The following is a 17,457-nucleotide window of genomic DNA, read 5'->3' as shown; positions in this document are numbered from 1 at the left end:
AAACAAACAACAACGAGGAAACACCATGCTCCGACTCACCCGATTTGCAGGGATGTTGGCCCTGGCGGCCATGCTGGGGCTGGGCGGCTGCGCCACGGCCATCAAGCCGCATGAAACCAGCGGCGCGCCTACATTGGGCTTCCAGAACATGGCGCTCAACCCGGGCAACGGGGGGGAACTGGTCAACGCCGACACGCTGCGCCCGGGCGACATCATCCTCACCGCCGAAAACGGGCTGAACTCGGTCGGCATACGCCTGATCACGCTGTCGCCCGTGAGCCATGCCGCGGTCTACATGGGCAACCGGCAGATCGCCGAAGCCGTGGGTTCGGGCATACGCATCCGCAGCGTGGACGCGATGCTGGAAGACGAAGCGACGGTGGTGGCCTTTCGCCACCCCGACCTCACGGCTGGGCAGGCCGTGAAGATCAACAGCTTTGTGGCCCGCCACGAAGGCCAGAAATACAACTACGTCGGTGTGATGCTGCAGGCCCCGTTCGCGCTGGAGCGGCGCATGTGCGAATTGCCGCTGGTGCCGTCCATGGTGCGCGACTTCTGCATACGCGGCATCGCGGCCGTGCAGCTGGGCCTGGGACGCAACGACCAGTTCTTCTGCTCGCAGTTCATCCTGGAGGCCTACCGCAGCGCCGGCCTGCCGCTCACCGACGCCGATCCGCGCCTGATCAACCCCGGCGACCTGCTGCACATGAGGGAGGGCGACGTGCCCTCCATCCGGATTCACAAGCCGCTGCAGTATGTGGGCCACCTCAAGGCGGCGCCGCAGGTCGCAGCGGCGGAGCAGTTCGGGCAGTAAGCCCGTTCCGCGCCAGGTTCAGCCGCCCACATGCATGGTGAACTCGGCGCCGTTGGACAGCCTGCACTGCCCGGTGCCCAGGGTGGACGAGTTCATCTGATAGCGGCAGCTGATGTAGTTGCCCCGGCTGCCCGAACCATTGGCCACGCCTTCACGCGTCGATGAACCCGCGATGCGCGTGGCCTCTCCGGTAAAGCTCTCGCCGTTGATGTTGGTGGTGAACGTCCCGCGCCCGTTCATGTCGTTGGTCACCACCGCCCCCACCATGCCGTAGGCACGGGCCATGTCGTTGGCCGGGTAGAGCCGCGCCGCAAAGGTCGTGCTGGCCGGGACAGCCGGCGTGACGTAGACCGTGGAAGTGACCGGCGGATGTGCAGGCTGCACCGGCACAACATAGCAGCCCGTCAGGGCCGTGGCGCCCAGCACCGCGGCGGCCAGAGCCGTGCGACGCGACAACCGTGAGAGGCGTGACAGGGGGAACAGGGAAGACAAGGAAGAAGCGATCTTCATAAATAACCCGAAGGCCCAAGCACATGCTTGTGGGCGCAGTGTGCGGGGGGGCGTTCAAAAGGTTGCATTTAAAGATACAAGATCATCTGATTTGTACGATAAGCATCAAATTCAGATACTTCACCGAAATTCCGGACGCCGGCCACCCGCGAAATAGCCGACCCACAGCGCAAGACAACAAGCTGAGGCAACATCAGGCCCTTCCCCTTTATTGTTTTTTTGCCGCAAAGATGACCATGCAATACCGCCGCCTTGGAAACAGCAACCTCAAAGTCTCCGTCCTGTGCCTGGGCACCATGATGTTCGGCAAGCAGACGCCTTTTGAAGAAGCGGCACGCATCGTGGCCTCGGCGCGCGAGCACGGCCTCAACTTCATAGACACCGCCGACGTCTACAACCAGGGCCAGTCCGAAAAAGACGTGGGCAAGCTGCTGGCCGGCCAGCGGCAGCACTGGGTGCTGGCCAGCAAGCTGGGCAATGCGGTCAGCGACAGCATCAATGAAAGCCATTACTCGCGCCGCTGGCTGGTGCAGCAGACCGACGCCATCCTCGCGCGGCTGCAGACCGACTACCTGGACATCCTCTACCTGCACCGCGACTACCACGAGGAAAACCTCGAGGAAGCGGTGCGCGCGCTGGGCGATTTGATACGCGCGGGCAAGCTGCGCAGCTTCGGCCTGTCCAACTTCCGCGGCTGGCGCATCGCCGAGGTGGTGCGCCTGTGCAAGGAACTGGGCGTGCCGCAACCCGCCGTGTGCCAGCCTTACTACAACCTGCTCAATCGCGGCCCGGAAGTCGAAATCCTGCCGGCCTGCGGCCACTACGGCCTGGGTGTGGTGCCCTACAGCCCGCTGGCGCGCGGCGTGCTCACCGGCAAATACCCGCCCGGCCAGCCGCCGGCCGAAGGCACGCGCGCCGGCAGCGGCGACAAACGCATCCTGGAAACCGAGTTTCGCGAAGAATCACTGCTGATCGCGCAGAAGATCAAGACCCGTTGCGAAGGCAAAGGCCAGGTTCCCGGCCAGTTCGCCGCAGCCTGGGTGCTGGCCAACCCGCTGGTCAGCTCGGTCATCGTCGGCCCGCGCACCCTGCCCCACCTGGAGGACGTCTACGGCGCGGTGGACCTGGTGCTGGACAAGGACGACGAAGCCTTTGTCAACGAACTGGTGGTGCCCGGCCACGCGTCCAGCCACGGCTATAACGACCCGGGCTATCCCTTCTTCGGCCGTCCAGTCTGACTGGCGATATACCCTTTCCACGGCCTTCGGTATGTCATCAATAACAACTTGCGCCGGCGAGACGAGGGTAACCCGCGCAACAGGCCCGGAGTGCCTAGTTCTGTTTCTGGAACAGCTCCAGCCGAGACTCGGTGGCGAGCTCCGCTTTACGCGCGGTCATGGCAATTTCATAACGAGTACCAGGCAGGGGCAGGCGCGGTGAAAAACTGAAGGAGAAGTTTCCTGCGCCGTCCGCCTGGACCCGCTCGGAAAGCACATCCTGCGCCACACCGAACAGACCGGCAACCGGTGCAATGGCATGGACCTTGACGTCGACCGTGGCGCCTGGCGCAGTCTTTCCGCGCACTGTGGTGGAATTGCCCTCCACAGCGGTATTGTTGGCATGGCTGGTGACCTGCAGCGGCACCGTGGTGAGGACGGCGGCAGCAGCCCCGCCCACGTCAAAGACCCAGACCTTGTTCATCGTATTGCCCACCAGGTCTTTGGCTGACACGTCCACCGTATAGCGTCCGGGCGGCAGGTCGCCGCGGTAGCTGAAGAACTGCGCTGTGATGTTGCTCTCGGCAGTCACGTTGCGGCCGGACAGCAGAATGCGAACACTCTTCGGGTCTACACCAACACCGCCCGCATCGTCAAAAGATGCCGACACCGAAGTGGCGGCGTTGCTCGCCACGACTTCGCCTTCACGAGGGGACAGGTTGCGCAGCACGGGTGCCTTGGCATCCATCGTCAAGGGCTGGGCCAGGGTGGAAGTGACAACCTTGTCGCCCATGCGCAGCCGGGCCACGATAGGCCGGGACGGCGCCAGGTTGTCGAGCCGCCGGACGGTGTAGTTGCCTTCATAGACGCCGGGGCGGGTTTCGCGCATGGCAACGTTGTCCATGACGCCGGGGATGTCAAAAGTAGCGGTCGCGCCAGGCATGCCATTGAGCATAAATCGTAGTTCGGCGCCTGGCTCTATCTTCTCGACAGGCGCCACGGCAAAGCGATCAATTTTCAGCACTGCGGGTGGCGGTCCTGCCACCACGGGCGGTGCTGCAGCGACCGGGTTACCCGAAAATCCGGCGGGAAAACTGTAGTCGGCAGCAGCGCTACGGTTGCGTACTTTGATGGTCGCACGGATCAGGCTGGTCTCGGCAATTCGGTCCTGGCGCCTGACGGTGTATTCGCCGCGGTAAACGCCCCGCGAAACTTCCTTGAGCGGAATGTTGCGCTGGACCCCGCGAATACGCAAGCTGGCTTGTCCGCGCGGTGTCGCTTCAACGGTGAATTCAAGGTCAGCACCCGAGCTCAAACCTCCATCGGAATTAACCTGCAGGGAGCGGACTTCGGGCATGGCAGCCTGGGCCATCACCGTGGCTGGCATCAGCGCGCCGACAGCGGCAACAACCGGCAAGAGAAAAAACAGCGATGCCACCTGATGACGAATATGTGTTTTCACGATGGAACCTTTTGTAAGTTAGATGACTGAATGTGCGCGCATCCACAGACTTCGTCTGTAGGCAAAGGGAGGCGCCCCGAGTAGTCATAGAACGTCCTGCGCCAGTCATGTTCTGCCCAAACTCAAGGTATGGCGGCGTCCTGCTGCGAACCAGCTGCGGTTGCACCGCAGGCATGGCAAAACTTCGCAAAAGCGCTCTTGCGCGTGGCGCATTGGAGGCAATGGTCAAACAGGCCTATGCCGCAGTGCGGGCAAAAATCGATCTCCGTGTTCTTGAGGTCCACGGCCCGCTCGCAGCCGGGGCACACGCTTTTTGACAGGCGCTTGAGTGCCGTGTCGTAGCTCAGTTCCTCGCGGCGCTGCGCATCGGGCAACTGCTCGGCCAGTTTCTGCTTTTCGAGGTAGCGGTTCAGCGCGACGATGGCCTGACGGCCGACCAGTGCCGTGACAACAATGCCCACGATGTAGCGCACATAGCCACCGTAGCTGGGCAGGTAGGGCACCAGCTCGACGAAGAAGGCGAACAGCGCAAAGAAGATAAAGCCCCAGACAAAAGGCCAGTAAGTGCTTTTGCGTTTTTTCGCGAACAGCCAGCCGGCCGCCGCCAGCAGCGGAAGCGTCAGGGCCAGGCGGTACAAAAACACGCGCAATTCCACACGCCGGTATTCGGCGTTGAGCTGCACTTGCGCGGCTTCTTCCATCTCGCGGAGCTTGCGGCGTTCGCGCGCGGCGCCCTGGCGCGCATCGAGCGCGGCCTGCTGCTGGGCCTCGACGGCCGCACCGGCCGCGCGCTCGCGCTCCTTGAGCGCATCCAGCGCCCGCGTGCGCGAGACCAGCTCCGGGTCCTGCTCGGCCAGCTGCGTGGCGTGCCGCGTGGACAGCCAGTTGTTAAAGGTTTCGCGCGCGGCCGCCGAATCAGCCTGGGCCGCCCGGCGCTTGAGCTGCGCCTGTTCCAGCGCGGCCTGGGCATCCTGCCCTGCGCGCTCGGCGGCCTTGATGGCATTGCGCAGCGCGGTGCTGGCGTTGGCATCCATGTAATCGTCGAGCGAGAGCTGTTTCTCGACCTTGGGGAGGTCACCCACCACGGTGCCGCCCAAGCCTATCAGGAAGCCGGCGAACACAAAAGCCACCAGCCAGAGGCCGCGGTGCATCCATTTTTCCGTCAATCGCAGGGTATTGGCCATGCTTGTCTCCAGTTTCCGAACATCACAAACGCATCACTCACAGCCCGACCACCACCATAGGCTTGCCGTCCGTCATGCGGGCCCGTTGCAGCCAGGCGAAGACCGAGTCCACCGTGACGGTTTCAATGCGGTCGGCAAAACGCTTGTCGTTGGGGTGGTCGTCGAACGCGACGTTCGCGGCCGTCATGCGGCCGCCCAGCCGGGTCAAAGGGCCCAGCTTGAGCACCGTGGGCTCGTAGCCCTTGAACTGCAGCCAGGCCTGCGCCTGCTCGCGCGTGGCCACGCCGGGCTCCGCGGCGGCAGCCATGGTTTCAATGGCCCACTGGTTGGACTGCTGGTATTTGCGGCCCCAGACATAACTGACGATGCTGTAGGGCTTGTGGTGCATGGCCGTGATCCGTGCCGGGTCCTGCAACAGCGCCAGCAGCTGCGCCTGGGCTTGCGGCGATGGCGCGACCCAGGCCGCTTCGAAGCGCCACAAGTCGTCAAGAAAGAACTCGCCCAGCCCCTGGCGGTAAATCGCCGAGTCGCTGGTGCCACAGCTGTTGAGCTTGTGCACCACGCGCCAGGTCATGCCACCCTGCCCGTCCGGTAACTGGTAGGCCAGGCCGAGGTGCGAATAGCGCAACCCGTATTTGCCGAGATCCTGGCCGGCCCGCGCCAGCAGCACGACTTTTTCGCCGCTGGCGTTGAGCGAAGCCAGGGTCTTTTCGGCGAGCACCATGGCCCGCTCCACGGTCTGGGGGGTGGTCTTGCGCGCTTCGCAGGAGCGCCCGGCATGGGCGGCAGGTGCCGCACCTAACGCGACGGCCAGCAGCAGCGGCAAAAGGGCTTTGAAGATTTTCATGGGATGGCTCCGGCTTATTGGGTCAGGCGTTCGTTGTGCAGCAAGGCGCGCCCCAGCGCATTGGGGATAAAGGCAATCGCCTCCCCGGCCGCCGACAGCACCACACCCGCGCCCACCACGCTGACGACCACGGCCGTCCCGGCCACCACGGACACGCCGGCCACACCCCGGCCCACCACCTCTATGCTGGCGCGGGCGCCGTCGGAGGCGCGCTCCAGCACATACAGCGTTCCGCGGGCCGTGCTCTCGACGGTCTTGACCACCAGCACAGTGCCCGCCGTGGACAACACCACCGGAATGGCCACGACGGAACCCGCGGCGGCACTGGCGCCGACCACCACGGAAGCCACCGGCAGGGCCGACACGGCGCTCAGGGCCGAGGCTTCCGACTGGGCTTGCGCGTTGAACGCGGCGCTTCCCGCCAGGGCGATGCAGACAGCGGACAGATAAGTGGCAAGTCGATTTTTCATGATGTTTCCTTGGTGTGTGCGGTGCTTATTCATTGGCCGCGTGGCTGCGGGCGGCACGGCCCATGCGGGCTTCGCTGAGGTCGGCTTCATGGCTGTCGCGCAAGGTCTTGGCCAAGGTGAAGCTGCAGGTGATCAGGTAGAGCCAGCTCACGCCCAGGAAAGCCTTGTAGGTTTCGTTGATCTCCATGCGCCACAGGCCCCAGCCGGTCAGCGACATGGCCAGGAAGAAGCCGCCCCACACCACCAGCCTGAACATGGGCGTGTCGGCCAGCTTGCCTTCGGCCCTGCTTTGCTGCTGGTCGCGCACATACTTGGCCAGCACAAAGGCCGCCGACAGGCAGAAGAAATAACCCATGACCATGAAAGCGCGGTCCAGGTCCCGGCCGGGCAGGTAGGACAAGCCCACGGCGCAGAGGAAAACAGCGATCAGGAAAGAAGCCCAGACCTGCAGTTGCCAGGGTTTGGAGTCACGGTGTATCAGCGTCTGCATAAAAAACCTTGCGGTTGTTGAGGTGCCGCTAATGTGCGGCCGCCTCACGCCAAAGTCATGCAGATAGCGATACAGTTTCCTTGAAATGGCCGACAAGCATCGAATTTCGATACTTTTTTCGCTTCAGGCTTCCAACAATGCGGCGACCCGCGCGCGCAAGGCCTCGGGCTGTACTTCGGCCGGCGTGAGCGCCGGCCCTGCGTTCAAGCCCACCCGGCTGAAAACCCCTCGCCGGAAAGGCCTGACCATGGCCGTGCCTTTTTCCACGCGGCTGAAGAACGATCCCCAGAGGTTGGTCAGCGCCATGGGCACGACCGGCACCTGCAGGCCGTCGCGCTCGGCGTTTTCCAGGATCTTCATGATGCCGCCCTTGAAAGCCTGGAGCTCGCCGTTCTTGGTGATGCCGCCCTCCGGGAAGATGGCCAGCAGGTCGCCATCGCGCAGCACCTTGGCAGCCGCTTCGAAGGCCGCTTCGTAGAGCGCCGGGTCTTCGGTGCGCGGCGCGATGGGGATGGCCTTGGCCAGGCGGAACAGCCAGCCCAGCACCGGCATTTTGAAGATGCGGTGGTCCATCACGAAGTAAATGGGGCGCGGGCTGGCCGCCATCAACAGCACCGGGTCGACAAAACTCACGTGGTTGCAGGTCAGCACGGCCGCGCCCTGCGCCGGGATGTTGTCGTCGCCGGTGATCTTGAAGCGGTAAACCAGGCGCGAGGAAATCAGCGCGATGAAGCGCAGCAGGTACTCGGGCACCAGCATGAAGATGTAGAAGGCCACCACCGCATTGGCCAAGCCCACGAACAGGAAGATCTGCGGGATGCTGAAGCCGGACTTGAGCAGGGCGCCGGCCAGGACGGCGCTGACGATCATGAACAGGGCGTTCAGAATGTTGTTGGCCGCGATGATGCGAGCCCGGTGCGTGGGCTGGCTGCGCAGCTGGATCAAGGCATACATAGGCACGCTGTACAGGCCCGCGAACAGGCTCAGCAGCGCGAGGTCAATCATCACGCGCCAGTGGGCATGCTGCGCCATGAATTCGCCCACGCTCATGATGGGCACGGCGGGCAGGCCGCGCGAGGCGAAATACAGGTCCACCGCGAACACGCTCATGCCGATGGCACCCACCGGCACCAGGCCGATTTCAACGTGGCGCTTGCTGAGCACCTCGCAGAGCAGCGAGCCGGTCGCGATGCCGACGGAGAACACCACCAGCAGCAGGGACGCCACCTGCTCGTTGCCGTGCAGCACTTCCTTGGCAAAGCTCGGGAACTGGCTCAGGAACACGGCGCCGAAAAACCACATCCAGCTGATGCCCAGCATGGAGCGGAACACCACCAGGTTGTCGCTGGCAAGTTTGAGGTTGCGCCAGGTTTCCGTCACCGGGTTCCAGTTGATCTTCAGGCCCGGGTCGGTCGCCGGCGTGAGCGGAATGAACTGCGACACCAGCCGGCCCACCAGGGCCAGGCCCACGCAGGCCATGGCCACATAGTCGGGCCCGACCTGCGGCACGGCCACCATCAGCCCGCCTACGACCTGGCCCAGCAGGATGGCCACAAACGTGCCCATCTCGACCATGCCGTTGCCGCCCGTGAGTTCACGCTCGTTAAGCGCCTGCGGCAGGTAGGCGAACTTGACCGGGCCGAAGATCGTGGAGTGCAGCCCCATCAGAAAGGTGCAGCCCAGCAGCACTGGCACCTGCACGTTGGCGTTGCCGCTCATAAAACCGACGGCCGCGATCAGCATGATCACGACTTCGAGGTTTTTGACGAAACGGATCACGCGCGTTTTTTCGAACTTGTCGGTGAGCTGGCCACTGGTGGCCGAGAACAGCAGGAAGGGCAGGATGAACAGCGCGCCTATGGCCAGCCCGGCCAGCGCCGGAGGCAGCCAGCTCACACTGAGCTGGTAGGTCACCATCACGGTGAAGGCGAACTTGAAGAGGTTGTCGTTGGCCGCGCCGGAAAACTGCGTCCAGAAAAAAGGCGCGAAGCGGCGCTGCTTGAGCAGCGCGAACTGGTTCGGGTGCCCCTGGACAGGCGGCGGCGACACCGGTATGGCCCTATCAACACTCATGCTTGACTCCTCGTTTCGGTGGTTGTGCGGCGGGCTGCGCGCCTAAGCGACGGACCCACTCTGTTTCTGGACGGTGCACTGGATTCTGCCTTGATTTCGCGCGCGGCCAGCAGGGCCGACACCACGGGCCAGGCGGCGCAGGCGGCCACCATGTGTTTGAGGCTGTGGCCCGACACCAGCTGGCCGGTCCATTCGTAGACTGCGTGGTCGCCCAGCTCCAGCAGCTTGGCCAGTGCATAGATGGCGATCACCAGACCCCAGCGCACCGGCAGTTCCCAGGCCTGCGCTGGACGCAGGCAGGCAAAGCCCAGGATCAGCGCCATGCCGCCTCCCTGCAAGACCGCCCAGGGCAGCACATTGCCGCCCAGCGACCAGGCGTAGACGGAAAGCGGCCCCAGCACCAGCACGGCCGTGGCAAGCGCCATGCCGGCGCGCGTGCTGACGGCCCGCATCGCCGCCAGGCCCATCAGCCCGGCAAAAGCCAGCACCATGCCGCCGCGGTCCCAGGCCAGGCCGGCGTCACCGGGCTGCAGGTGGTAGGCCGCGGACACCGCCGCCGTCGCCCACAGGCCGCCGAAAAAAAGCCCGGCCATGGCCGCCGCCGCGGCGCTGACGGCGCGCTCGCGGACAGCCCGCAGCAGCGCCCAGATACCCAGCATGCCCCATAGCGCGAAGGGCAGGTTGCTGATGACGTCCATCGCGTGCGGCAGCCAGCCCCAACTGCGCTGGTCGGCAAAGTCATGGTAGTGGGCGGGCTGGGCCACCGAAGGCCCCAGCAGCGCGGCCGCCAGCAACAGCAAGAAGACAGCAGCAAGGATGCATTCACGGCGCCAGGCCAGGGCAGCCGGGCGCGCGTGCCAGAGGAGCGGCTCAACCCGGCGGTGAAGAATGGAGGGGATGGTCTGCATGCGGAAAGCTCCTGTCTATATATGTGAGTGAGCCGCACTGTGGGGGCGGAAAGGGCCGCAAGCATCAAAATTCAGCGCGGTGGAGCCTCTTCAACCCCAAAGTACCGATAATCGATACCCATGAGCACCACCGCCGACCTCGTCACCGTCCTCAAAAAAGAACTCAAGGCCGCGCGCATGACTTATGCGGACCTGGCCGCCAAACTGGGCATGGCCGAATCCAGCGTCAAACGCATGCTGGCCAAGGGGGACATGCCGCTGTCGCGCATAGATGCGATCTGCCGCGCGCTCAAGCTGGACTTTGCCGACCTCGCCAGGCGCATCGCCGACACCCAGCCGCTGCTGGCCGAACTGACCGAGGCGCAGGAGAAAGCCGTGGTCGCCGATAAAAAGCTGCTGCTGACCGCGATTTGTGTGCTCTCGCAATGGACACTGGAGCAGATCACCAGCAGCTACCGGCTCTCGGAGGCCGAGTGCATCAAATACCTGGCGCAGCTGGACCGCATAGGCATCATCGAACTCAAGCCCCTGAACCGCTACCGGCTCAAACTCGCCAAGACCTTTCGCTGGCGCCCGCATGGGCCGGTGATGGATTACTTCCGTGAAAACGCCCTGCTCGACTATTTTTCAGGCGGCTTCGACGGCAACGGCGAGGGCCTGCTGCTGGTGCACGGCGCCATCAGCCGCGGCCTGGCACCCTCCTTCCTGGAGCGCATGCAGCGCGTGGCCCAGGATTTTGCCCAGCAGCACCAGACGGACCAGAAGCTGGGCGACAAGGACCGCGAGGGTTTTACGCTGCTGCTGGCCATGCGGAGCTGGGAGTTTGAGGCTTTCGCCGCATTGAGGAGGTAACACCCCCGTCCAGGTTCACTGCGTGTAGCCTGTTCCCCCTCAAGGGGGCGGCGCCTTGGGCCGGCGAAGCCGGACCCTTGGCCCCCGCTGGTTGGGTAGGCGTGACGTCAATTGCATGCAATTATATTAGTCAACTAATAAAATATCGCGTTTACTGGTAATATTCAGCCGTTTTAAGCCGAAAACACGAATTTTGTGCATGCAATTCTTAACGGAACCGCGATGACCCCAAGCTCCACCTACGTCGGCCTGCCCATCCCCGTGGCGGCCAACCTGACCGACACCAAATACTTTTTCCAGGCGCTGGACAATTTTTCACGCGTGATGGCGATACGCCCGGGGGACAGGGTGTTGATGTTGGCCGACCCGCTGCTGGATCCGCGGGTGATCGACGCGGTGATCGGCATCGCCAAATCGCGCGGCGCCGAGGTGCGCATCTACATGGAGCCCAGCACCCAGGTGACGGCGGTGCCGGAAGAAGTGCATGCCATGCTCCAGAAAGCCACTTTTGTGGTGTCGACCTGGTTCTGCTCCATCCTGGATCCGCTTTGCATCAAGCTGCGCCGCGCCGGCCAGCGCTGGGTCAAGATCACCTACTTTCGCAACCTCGATTTGCTGCACACGCCGCAGGCGCGCTTTCCGGTCGACCTGATCGGCGAGATCATCCGCGGCACAGCCGCCCGCTATCCGACCGAAGGCGGCTTCGACCTGCGCTTTACCGACCCGCGCGGCAGCGACTTCCGCATCAGCTTCACGCAGGAAATGCGCGCCAACCAGCTGGCCACCAACCGCTGGCGCGGCCAGATGACGGCCGAGGAGGACGGCTGTTATGTGCACTACCTGCCGACGCACGGCCCCAACCTCTGGGACCACAACTCGGTCAAAAACGACTTCAAGGCCGTGGTGCCCATGGCCGGCGTGCTGTACCCGCAGTGGGCCGTCGGTTTTGCCAAACCCTTTGAGGAAAAAATCGCCGTGCATTTTGAGGGCGACACGATTGCCGCGGTCGAGGGCATTTCGGAAGAGGCGGTGATCCTGCGCGAAATGCTGGTGGGCGGCCGCATGATCGAAGGCGGCGGCTGCGGCTTCAACCCCAAGGCGCCGCGCCACACGGTCTACCCGGCCGGCTCCAACGCGCCGGGCGCGCTGCACTTCGGCATAGACCTGGCCCAGCCCAGCGACTACATACGCCGCGTCATGCCCGACTGGGAAGAGCCGCCGGTGCACATGGACCTGATCACGCTGGATGCGACGGTGACCGCGGGCGGCAACACCTTGATCAAGGACGGTTTTTTGTGCGCACTGCGCGACCCGGCCGTGGTGGCGCTGGCCGCGCGTTACGGCGACCCTGTGGAGTTGCTGGAAGCGCAGGTGCTCTAAGCGGGCGCCGTAAATACGGTCAGCACGCCGGTGTAACCGTAGAGGTGATGGCGAGCGATTTCGCCGCCGGCAAAAAAACCCACCAGCGGCACATCGCCCAGCGCGCGGCGCACGATCTGCATCTCGGCGCTGGGCGCGCCGAAGTGCGGCCCGCCCCGGCCTGAGCAGCTCACATAAACCGCGCCGGCAATGCGCCGCGCGGCATGCGGTGCCGATTCGGCTTCCGATGCGCTCAGGGCGCTGGCGACTTCCAGCGTGACTTCCTCGGGCTCCAGCTCTTCGCGGATTTCAGCGCAAACGCGGATCAGGTCGGCGCGCGCGGCTTCCATATTGCGTTCGCAAAAGGCCAGCTTCATGCCCACGGCCGGCACCTCGGCAATCGCGATGCCCCGGCGCGACGGGTCCAGCCCTATCAGGTGGCGCACCCGCACCTCGGCACCAAACTGCCCCGCGCGCCGGCCCGCGGCATGGGCCGCGCCGTCATCGGGAATGTCGGCCGGCCGGCTCAGGCCGACCAGGGTGGTGCGCACCTTGGCCAGCGCCTCGCGCGGCTGGTCCAGCGACACGGCCAGGTCCGCCAGCATGACATCCAGCGCGGGCTTGCCGTCAAGCTCCGTCACCACATTGGACTCACAGGCGGTGATTTCATGGTCGGCCGACACCGGCCGGCAGCCCTGGGTGATGCGCGACATCAGCGCCGCGCCCCGGCCGAAAGCCACGCCGCTCAGGCCACCGCTGAACACGCCGCCGGCGGCCCCCTGCCCCTTGACGTTGCCATGCCCGCTGAGCGCGAACTGCACCGTGCCTGAGCGGCTGGACGCCAGGCCGCCGAACACATAACCGCTGTCGGTGCGCTCGGCCATTTCGGCGATCAGTTCGGCCACATCGGGCGTGCCAGCATCGGCGTGCACCAGCGCGGTATGCGCCTTGAAGCGGCCGCTGCTGGCCGGCGGCAGCGGCGACACGCCGGAAAACACCCGGTACTGGTCGTGCGGCAGCTCGCACAGCATCACCGTGAGGGCCGGCTCGTCGAAGTACTCGACATTGTTGGAGGCGATGCCCACGCCCACCGTGCCGCTCCAGTCGGTGATGTCGGGCAACTCGGCGCTCAGGTGGTCGAGGATGTCCTGCGCATGGGCCGCGTAATGGTCGGTGATGTAAAGCAACGCCAGCGTGGGCGACTTGGCGTAGCCGGGCAGCGCCTGGTAGGCGCGCAGCTGCGCCAGCACCAGGCCGGCCGCCATCTGCCATTGCGGATGGGTGGCGTGGCCGTAGGGGAAAAGCTTCATGGGGTCCTGGTGAAATTCAGTGGAGGTGGAAGTCGGGGGTGAATCCGGCGCGGTTCAGCGTGCGGTTTTGCGCGCAGCCGCCTTGCGCGCCGGCGCCTTGGCCCTGGTTTTGGCGGCGGGTTTGGCGGGCGCCTTGCCGGCGGCCGGCGTGGGCCATCCCTGGCTGCTGCGCAGCGCGGTGTTCATGGCCGCGCGCGCGCCGCCCGCCATGGTTTTGCCCGCCGTTTCGGCCATGTTGCGGGCCATGCCCGTGGCCATGCCGGTGGCGGTTTTCACCGCGTCCTTGGCCAGGCCCGCGGCCAGGTTCTTGGTCGTGTCCATCGCGGCTTTTTTGGCCGCATCCTTCATGGCGTCGGTCGCGATCGCCTGGAACTGCTGGGTCAGCGCGCCCCACCACTGCATGGGGTCGACCACCCCGGCCGGCGCGGCGGCGGCCTTGCCCGCGGCAGGGGTTTTGGCCTTTGCGGCGGGCTTGCCCGTCCCAAAACTCGAGGGAGGCACTTCCAGCCCCGAAAACGTCCTGGCCTTGTCGGCCACACGCTGCACGCCGCCGGCCACGCTGTCGGCGACCTTGAGCTTGAAGGCGTTGGCCACATCGCCCATGTTGAAGTTCATGCCCTTGAGCGTGGCCAGCGTCATCTTCTGCACTTCCAGCGCCTGGATGGTGGCCTTGAGCGCCGTGGCGTTCTGGTCCAGCCAGAACTGCACGGCCTTGAGCTCCTCGATGCGCTTGTCGAGCTCCTCGACGTTGAGCGTGGGCGCCACCCAGTTCCCGAGGTTGGGCAGCTGCGGGATGCTTTGCGTGGCGCTGCCGGCCGCCTGTTTGGCCAGGTTCTGCAGAAAATCAAAGCCGGGCACCAGCTTGCCGAAACCGGGGAAAGAAGGGTTGTCTGCGTCACTCATGAATGTGTCTCCTGGCATGTTGTGCATGATGGCATTGAAGGGCGGGGCGGCAGGGCATCCCGGCTCGCGCCCTTGTCTTCATTGTGCAGCGCCGTGGCGGGACGTCAACCGGTTTTTGGCCCTCGCCCGCGGGCACGGCCTGATAAGCTTGCGCCATGGCCTATACCTTCGCCTCCGCCACGGTGCTCCTGCTGCTGATCACCGACCCTTTCGGCAACATCCCGATTTTTGCCAATGCCCTCAAAGGCGTGGCGCCCGAACGGCGCATGTTCGTCATCCTGCGCGAGGTGCTGATCGCCTTTTTGCTGCTGCTGGCCTTCATGTTCGTCGGCGACGGGTTTCTGCGCCTGATGAACCTCAGCGACCTGTCGCTGCAGATCGCCGGCGCCGTCGTGATGTTTTTGATCGCGCTGCGCATGATTTTCCCCTCGGACCAGCCCGAGGCCGCGCCCCTGCTGGGCGAGCCGCTGATCGTGCCGCTGGCCATTCCCGCGCTGGCCGGCCCCTCGGCGCTGGCCACCGTGATGCTGCTGGTGTCGCAGGCGCCGGAGCGCCGGCTTGAATGGGTTGCCGCGCTCTGCGTCACCATGGCCGTCTGCGCCGTGGTGCTGGTGCTGTCCGAGCGCATACAGCGCGTGGCCGGCGACCGCGTCATGATGGCGTTCGAGCGGCTCATGGGCCTGATCCTGGTGGCGATTTCGGTCGAGATGTTCCTGCGCGGCATACGCCTGTTCATCACCCAGACCGGGGCCGCCGCATGAAAACATCCTTGCAACGCCTGGTCCTTCTTGCTGCGTGCGCACTGGCCTCGCCCTGGGCGCATGCCGTGCAGGACTGTGAAATCAACGGCGAAAGCGTCAACCCCAACAACGGAAACACCACCGCCGGCAAGACCGGCATCATGCGCTGCAAGGACCGGGACTCGGGCCAGCTGATGCGTGAGCAGGAACTGCAGGGCGGCAAGTTCATGGGCCTGGTGCGCTTCTACCAGAACGGCAAGCTGCAGCGCGAATACAGCGAAAACGAGCGCGGCAACCGGCACGGCCGCGCGCGCGAATTCGCAGCGGACGGCCAGGTGCTGCGCGACGCCGTGTACGACAACGGCACCGAGGCCGGCCTGGCGCGCAGCTTTCACGCCAATGGGCAACTGCGGCGCATTGTGTTTTACGGGCCGCGCGCGGGCGGCAGCGTCGAGCAGGCCTATGCCGAATTCAACGATCGCGGCCAGCTCCAGGCCTTGCGCTGCGGCGACAAGCCGCTGCTGGCGGCGCCGGCCGACGACACCCGCTGGTGCGGTTTTTCGGGCGGCGCCTCCAAGGTCGAACTGTTCGGCAGCAAGGGCGTGCTGAACGGCAGCAGCAGTTACCTGGCCGGAAAACGCATACGCCATGAAACACTGGGCGAGGGCGGCAAGCCCGATTACCTGGACGAGGTATCGGGCAGCACCCGCATTGAGCGCCATTTCAACAACGCCGGTGTCAAGCGGCGCGAAATCCAGTGGAAGCTGGACAGTGAAGCGCCCAGGAATTCGCTCAAGGAGCGGGAGCAAGAGTTTGCCGACAGCGGCACCCTGACACGCGACAGGAAATGGTCCGAAGGCAAACTGGTGAGCGACCAGTCTTATTACCTCAACGGCCAGCCGCGCAGCAAAACCGAATTCGGCGGCGATGGCGACAGCGCCTGGCTGCAAGCCACCGATTTTTTCGACAACGGGAAAATCGCCAGGACAGGCCGCTACAGCAATTCCAGCCGCTACCGGCAATTACCCCTGGGCACACACCAGCGCTTCAACGAGGCCGGAAAGCTGGTGGCCGAATCAAGCTACGACGACCGCGGCCGCATCACGCGCGAAAAAACCTGGGACAACGAAGGCAAATTGCTGAGCGACGATGCGGTCTTTGAAGACGGCTCGCGGAAAACTTACGCTAAATAGCCCTCACACAGGGTGGCTCAGACAGCCTCGACCACTTTTTGGTCGATGGCACCGAAGACCGATTGCCCATCCTTGCCCTTGGCCTCGATGCGAATCGTGTCGCCGTATTTCATGAACTCGGTCTTGGGCTTGCCGTCTTCTATGGTCTCAATCGCGCGTTTTTCGGCGATGCAGCTGTAGCCGTGGCTCCAGTCCTTGTTGCTGACGGTGCCCGAGCCCACGATGCTGCCGGCGCGCACATTGCGGGTCTTGCAGATGTGAGCAATCAGCTGGCCGAAGTGGAAGGTCATTTCGGGGCCGGCCTCGCACATGCCGACCTTGCGGCCGTTCCAGGTGCTTTGCAGGGTCAGGTGCAAACGGCCCTTGTCCCAGGCATCGCCCACCTCGTCGGGCGTCACCGCCACCGGGCTGAAGGCCGTGGCCGGCTTGCTCTGGAAGAAGCCAAAGCCCTTGGCCAGCTCGTTGGGGATCAGGTTGCGCAGCGAAACGTCATTGGCCAGCATCAGGAGGCGCACGCCTTCGAGCGCCTGGGCCGGCGTGGCGCCCATGGGCACGTCGCCCGTGATCACGGCGACCTCAGCCTCGAAGTCGATGCCGAAATCCTCGCTGGCCACCACCACGTCATCGCAGGGGCCTATGAAGTCGTCGCTGCCGCCCTGGTACATCAGCGGGTCGCTGTAAAAGCTTTCCGGCACTTCGGCGTTGCGGGCCTTGCGCACCAGCTCCACATGGTTGATGTAGGCCGAGCCGTCAGCCCACTGGTAGGCGCGCGGCAGCGGCGCCATGCAGCGCGAGGGCTCGAAGGGAAAGGCGTGGCGCGCCTTGCCGTTGTTCAGCGTTTCATAGAGGTCCTGCAGCTGCGGCGACATGAAGTTCCAGTCGTCCAGCACCTGCTGCAGTTTGCCCGCAATGCCGGTCGCATAATGGGCCGTGGAGAGATCGCGCGACACCACGACGAGCTGGCCGTCGCGTGAAGAGTCTTTGTAAGTGGCGAGTTTCATCGATATCCTGGTGGGTGGCTGCCGGCTTTCGCCGCAGGCCTTGATTGTGCCGTGTATGCCGCGGCCGGCGGTGGGGTCCGGACCCGCGTTACGATCCATGCATCCACAGCCCCACGGCAACCTG

17 protein-coding genes are annotated in these 17,457 nt (G+C 64.6%); 6 read left to right on the top strand and 11 right to left on the bottom strand.

The genetic code is table 11. From position 1 onward, the window contains the following. The first annotated feature begins 25 nt into the window (after positions 1–25). On the top strand, positions 26–814 hold the full coding sequence (locus AC1D09_RS00565; protein ID WP_477661507.1) for a C40 family peptidase: 789 nt from the start codon (positions 26–28) through the stop codon (positions 812–814). An 18-nt stretch (positions 815–832) separates the two neighbouring features. On the opposite strand, the gene AC1D09_RS00560 is transcribed toward AC1D09_RS00565, so the two are convergent. Further along, positions 833–1,324 (bottom strand): hypothetical protein, encoded by a 492-nt coding sequence (locus tag AC1D09_RS00560; protein ID WP_477661506.1) that lies wholly within the window; start codon positions 1,322–1,324, stop codon positions 833–835. 236 nt (positions 1,325–1,560) lie between these two features. Here AC1D09_RS00560 and AC1D09_RS00555 point away from each other — a divergent pair, with 236 nt between their 5' ends. Then, positions 1,561–2,562: an aldo/keto reductase gene (locus tag AC1D09_RS00555; protein WP_477661505.1), complete on the top strand. Its 1,002-nt coding sequence runs from the start codon at positions 1,561–1,563 to the stop codon at positions 2,560–2,562. A 94-nt stretch (positions 2,563–2,656) separates the two neighbouring features. On the opposite strand, the gene AC1D09_RS00550 is transcribed toward AC1D09_RS00555, so the two are convergent. From AC1D09_RS00550 to AC1D09_RS00520, 7 genes are all read right to left on the bottom strand, one after another. Beyond that, positions 2,657–4,003, bottom strand: coding sequence for a hypothetical protein (locus tag AC1D09_RS00550; RefSeq protein WP_477661504.1), 1,347 nt, complete (start codon positions 4,001–4,003; stop codon positions 2,657–2,659). Between the two features lie 122 nt (positions 4,004–4,125). Then, positions 4,126–5,187, bottom strand: a complete 1,062-nt coding sequence (locus AC1D09_RS00545) for a serine endopeptidase (protein ID WP_477661503.1) — start codon at positions 5,185–5,187, stop codon at positions 4,126–4,128. Positions 5,188–5,224: 37 nt separating this feature from the next. After that, the gene (locus AC1D09_RS00540) at positions 5,225–6,034 is read right to left on the bottom strand and encodes a DUF2145 domain-containing protein (protein WP_477661502.1); all 810 of its coding nucleotides are present in this window, start codon (positions 6,032–6,034) and stop codon (positions 5,225–5,227) included. A gap of 14 nt (positions 6,035–6,048) precedes the next feature. Further along, positions 6,049–6,504: a hypothetical protein gene (locus tag AC1D09_RS00535; RefSeq protein WP_477700895.1), complete on the bottom strand. Its 456-nt coding sequence runs from the start codon at positions 6,502–6,504 to the stop codon at positions 6,049–6,051. A 25-nt stretch (positions 6,505–6,529) separates the two neighbouring features. Further along, on the bottom strand, positions 6,530–6,994 hold the full coding sequence (locus AC1D09_RS00530) for a YiaA/YiaB family inner membrane protein (RefSeq protein ID WP_477661500.1): 465 nt from the start codon (positions 6,992–6,994) through the stop codon (positions 6,530–6,532). A 123-nt stretch (positions 6,995–7,117) separates the two neighbouring features. After that, the gene (locus AC1D09_RS00525; protein ID WP_477661499.1) at positions 7,118–9,067 is read right to left on the bottom strand and encodes an MFS transporter; all 1,950 of its coding nucleotides are present in this window, start codon (positions 9,065–9,067) and stop codon (positions 7,118–7,120) included. After that, positions 9,064–9,975 (bottom strand): hypothetical protein, encoded by a 912-nt coding sequence (locus AC1D09_RS00520; RefSeq protein WP_477661498.1) that lies wholly within the window; start codon positions 9,973–9,975, stop codon positions 9,064–9,066. The genes AC1D09_RS00525 and AC1D09_RS00520 overlap by 4 nt, the downstream gene beginning before the upstream one ends. 120 nt (positions 9,976–10,095) lie before the next feature. Between AC1D09_RS00520 and AC1D09_RS00515 the strand changes: the two genes are divergently transcribed. Together AC1D09_RS00515 and AC1D09_RS00510 are read left to right on the top strand one after the other, a co-directional pair. Beyond that, positions 10,096–10,827 (top strand): helix-turn-helix domain-containing protein, encoded by a 732-nt coding sequence (locus AC1D09_RS00515; RefSeq protein ID WP_477700894.1) that lies wholly within the window; start codon positions 10,096–10,098, stop codon positions 10,825–10,827. 222 nt (positions 10,828–11,049) lie between these two features. Then, positions 11,050–12,207, top strand: a complete 1,158-nt coding sequence (locus AC1D09_RS00510) for a hypothetical protein (protein WP_477661496.1) — start codon at positions 11,050–11,052, stop codon at positions 12,205–12,207. Here AC1D09_RS00510 and AC1D09_RS00505 read toward each other — a convergent pair. Next, positions 12,204–13,496: an FIST signal transduction protein gene (locus AC1D09_RS00505; RefSeq protein WP_477661495.1), complete on the bottom strand. Its 1,293-nt coding sequence runs from the start codon at positions 13,494–13,496 to the stop codon at positions 12,204–12,206. The genes AC1D09_RS00510 and AC1D09_RS00505 overlap by 4 nt on opposite strands. Positions 13,497–13,550: 54 nt before the next feature. Next, positions 13,551–14,399, bottom strand: a complete 849-nt coding sequence (locus AC1D09_RS00500) for a PhaM family polyhydroxyalkanoate granule multifunctional regulatory protein (RefSeq protein WP_477661494.1) — start codon at positions 14,397–14,399, stop codon at positions 13,551–13,553. A gap of 155 nt (positions 14,400–14,554) precedes the next feature. On the opposite strand from AC1D09_RS00500, the gene AC1D09_RS00495 reads away from it, so the two are divergent. Then, complete coding sequence (locus AC1D09_RS00495; RefSeq protein ID WP_074579245.1) at positions 14,555–15,160, top strand: MarC family protein; 606 nt, start codon at positions 14,555–14,557, stop codon at positions 15,158–15,160. Continuing rightward, a complete protein-coding gene (locus AC1D09_RS00490; RefSeq protein ID WP_477661493.1) occupies positions 15,157–16,332 on the top strand; it encodes a toxin-antitoxin system YwqK family antitoxin in 1,176 nt (391 codons plus the stop codon). The genes AC1D09_RS00495 and AC1D09_RS00490 overlap by 4 nt, the downstream gene beginning before the upstream one ends. Positions 16,333–16,349: 17 nt before the next feature. On the opposite strand, the gene AC1D09_RS00485 is transcribed toward AC1D09_RS00490, so the two are convergent. Beyond that, the gene (locus tag AC1D09_RS00485; RefSeq protein WP_477661492.1) at positions 16,350–17,333 is read right to left on the bottom strand and encodes a fumarylacetoacetate hydrolase family protein; all 984 of its coding nucleotides are present in this window, start codon (positions 17,331–17,333) and stop codon (positions 16,350–16,352) included. Between the last annotated feature and the right edge of the window lie 124 nt (positions 17,334–17,457).

Source organism: Polaromonas sp. P1_A2 (assembly GCF_056406895.1).
This window is presented reverse-complemented; position numbering and strand designations above follow the sequence as displayed.

Bases quoted from the DNA above. Each gene is read 5' to 3' on its own strand.
- AC1D09_RS00565 (WP_477661507.1), top strand. From the start codon at position 26: ATGCTCCGACTCACCCGATTTGCAGGGATGTTGGCCCTGGCGGCCATG.
- AC1D09_RS00560 (WP_477661506.1), bottom strand. From the start codon at position 1,324: ATGAAGATCGCTTCTTCCTTGTCTTCCCTGTTCCCCCTGTCACGCCTC.
- AC1D09_RS00555 (WP_477661505.1), top strand. From the start codon at position 1,561: ATGCAATACCGCCGCCTTGGAAACAGCAACCTCAAAGTCTCCGTCCTG.
- AC1D09_RS00545 (WP_477661503.1), bottom strand. From the start codon at position 5,187: ATGGCCAATACCCTGCGATTGACGGAAAAATGGATGCACCGCGGCCTC.
- AC1D09_RS00540 (WP_477661502.1), bottom strand. From the start codon at position 6,034: ATGAAAATCTTCAAAGCCCTTTTGCCGCTGCTGCTGGCCGTCGCGTTA.
- AC1D09_RS00535 (WP_477700895.1), bottom strand. From the start codon at position 6,504: ATGAAAAATCGACTTGCCACTTATCTGTCCGCTGTCTGCATCGCCCTG.
- AC1D09_RS00530 (WP_477661500.1), bottom strand. From the start codon at position 6,994: ATGCAGACGCTGATACACCGTGACTCCAAACCCTGGCAACTGCAGGTC.
- AC1D09_RS00525 (WP_477661499.1), bottom strand. From the start codon at position 9,067: ATGAGTGTTGATAGGGCCATACCGGTGTCGCCGCCGCCTGTCCAGGGG.
- AC1D09_RS00520 (WP_477661498.1), bottom strand. From the start codon at position 9,975: ATGCAGACCATCCCCTCCATTCTTCACCGCCGGGTTGAGCCGCTCCTC.
- AC1D09_RS00515 (WP_477700894.1), top strand. From the start codon at position 10,096: ATGAGCACCACCGCCGACCTCGTCACCGTCCTCAAAAAAGAACTCAAG.
- AC1D09_RS00510 (WP_477661496.1), top strand. From the start codon at position 11,050: ATGACCCCAAGCTCCACCTACGTCGGCCTGCCCATCCCCGTGGCGGCC.
- AC1D09_RS00505 (WP_477661495.1), bottom strand. From the start codon at position 13,496: ATGAAGCTTTTCCCCTACGGCCACGCCACCCATCCGCAATGGCAGATG.
- AC1D09_RS00500 (WP_477661494.1), bottom strand. From the start codon at position 14,399: ATGAGTGACGCAGACAACCCTTCTTTCCCCGGTTTCGGCAAGCTGGTG.
- AC1D09_RS00495 (WP_074579245.1), top strand. From the start codon at position 14,555: ATGGCCTATACCTTCGCCTCCGCCACGGTGCTCCTGCTGCTGATCACC.
- AC1D09_RS00490 (WP_477661493.1), top strand. From the start codon at position 15,157: ATGAAAACATCCTTGCAACGCCTGGTCCTTCTTGCTGCGTGCGCACTG.
- AC1D09_RS00485 (WP_477661492.1), bottom strand. From the start codon at position 17,333: ATGAAACTCGCCACTTACAAAGACTCTTCACGCGACGGCCAGCTCGTC.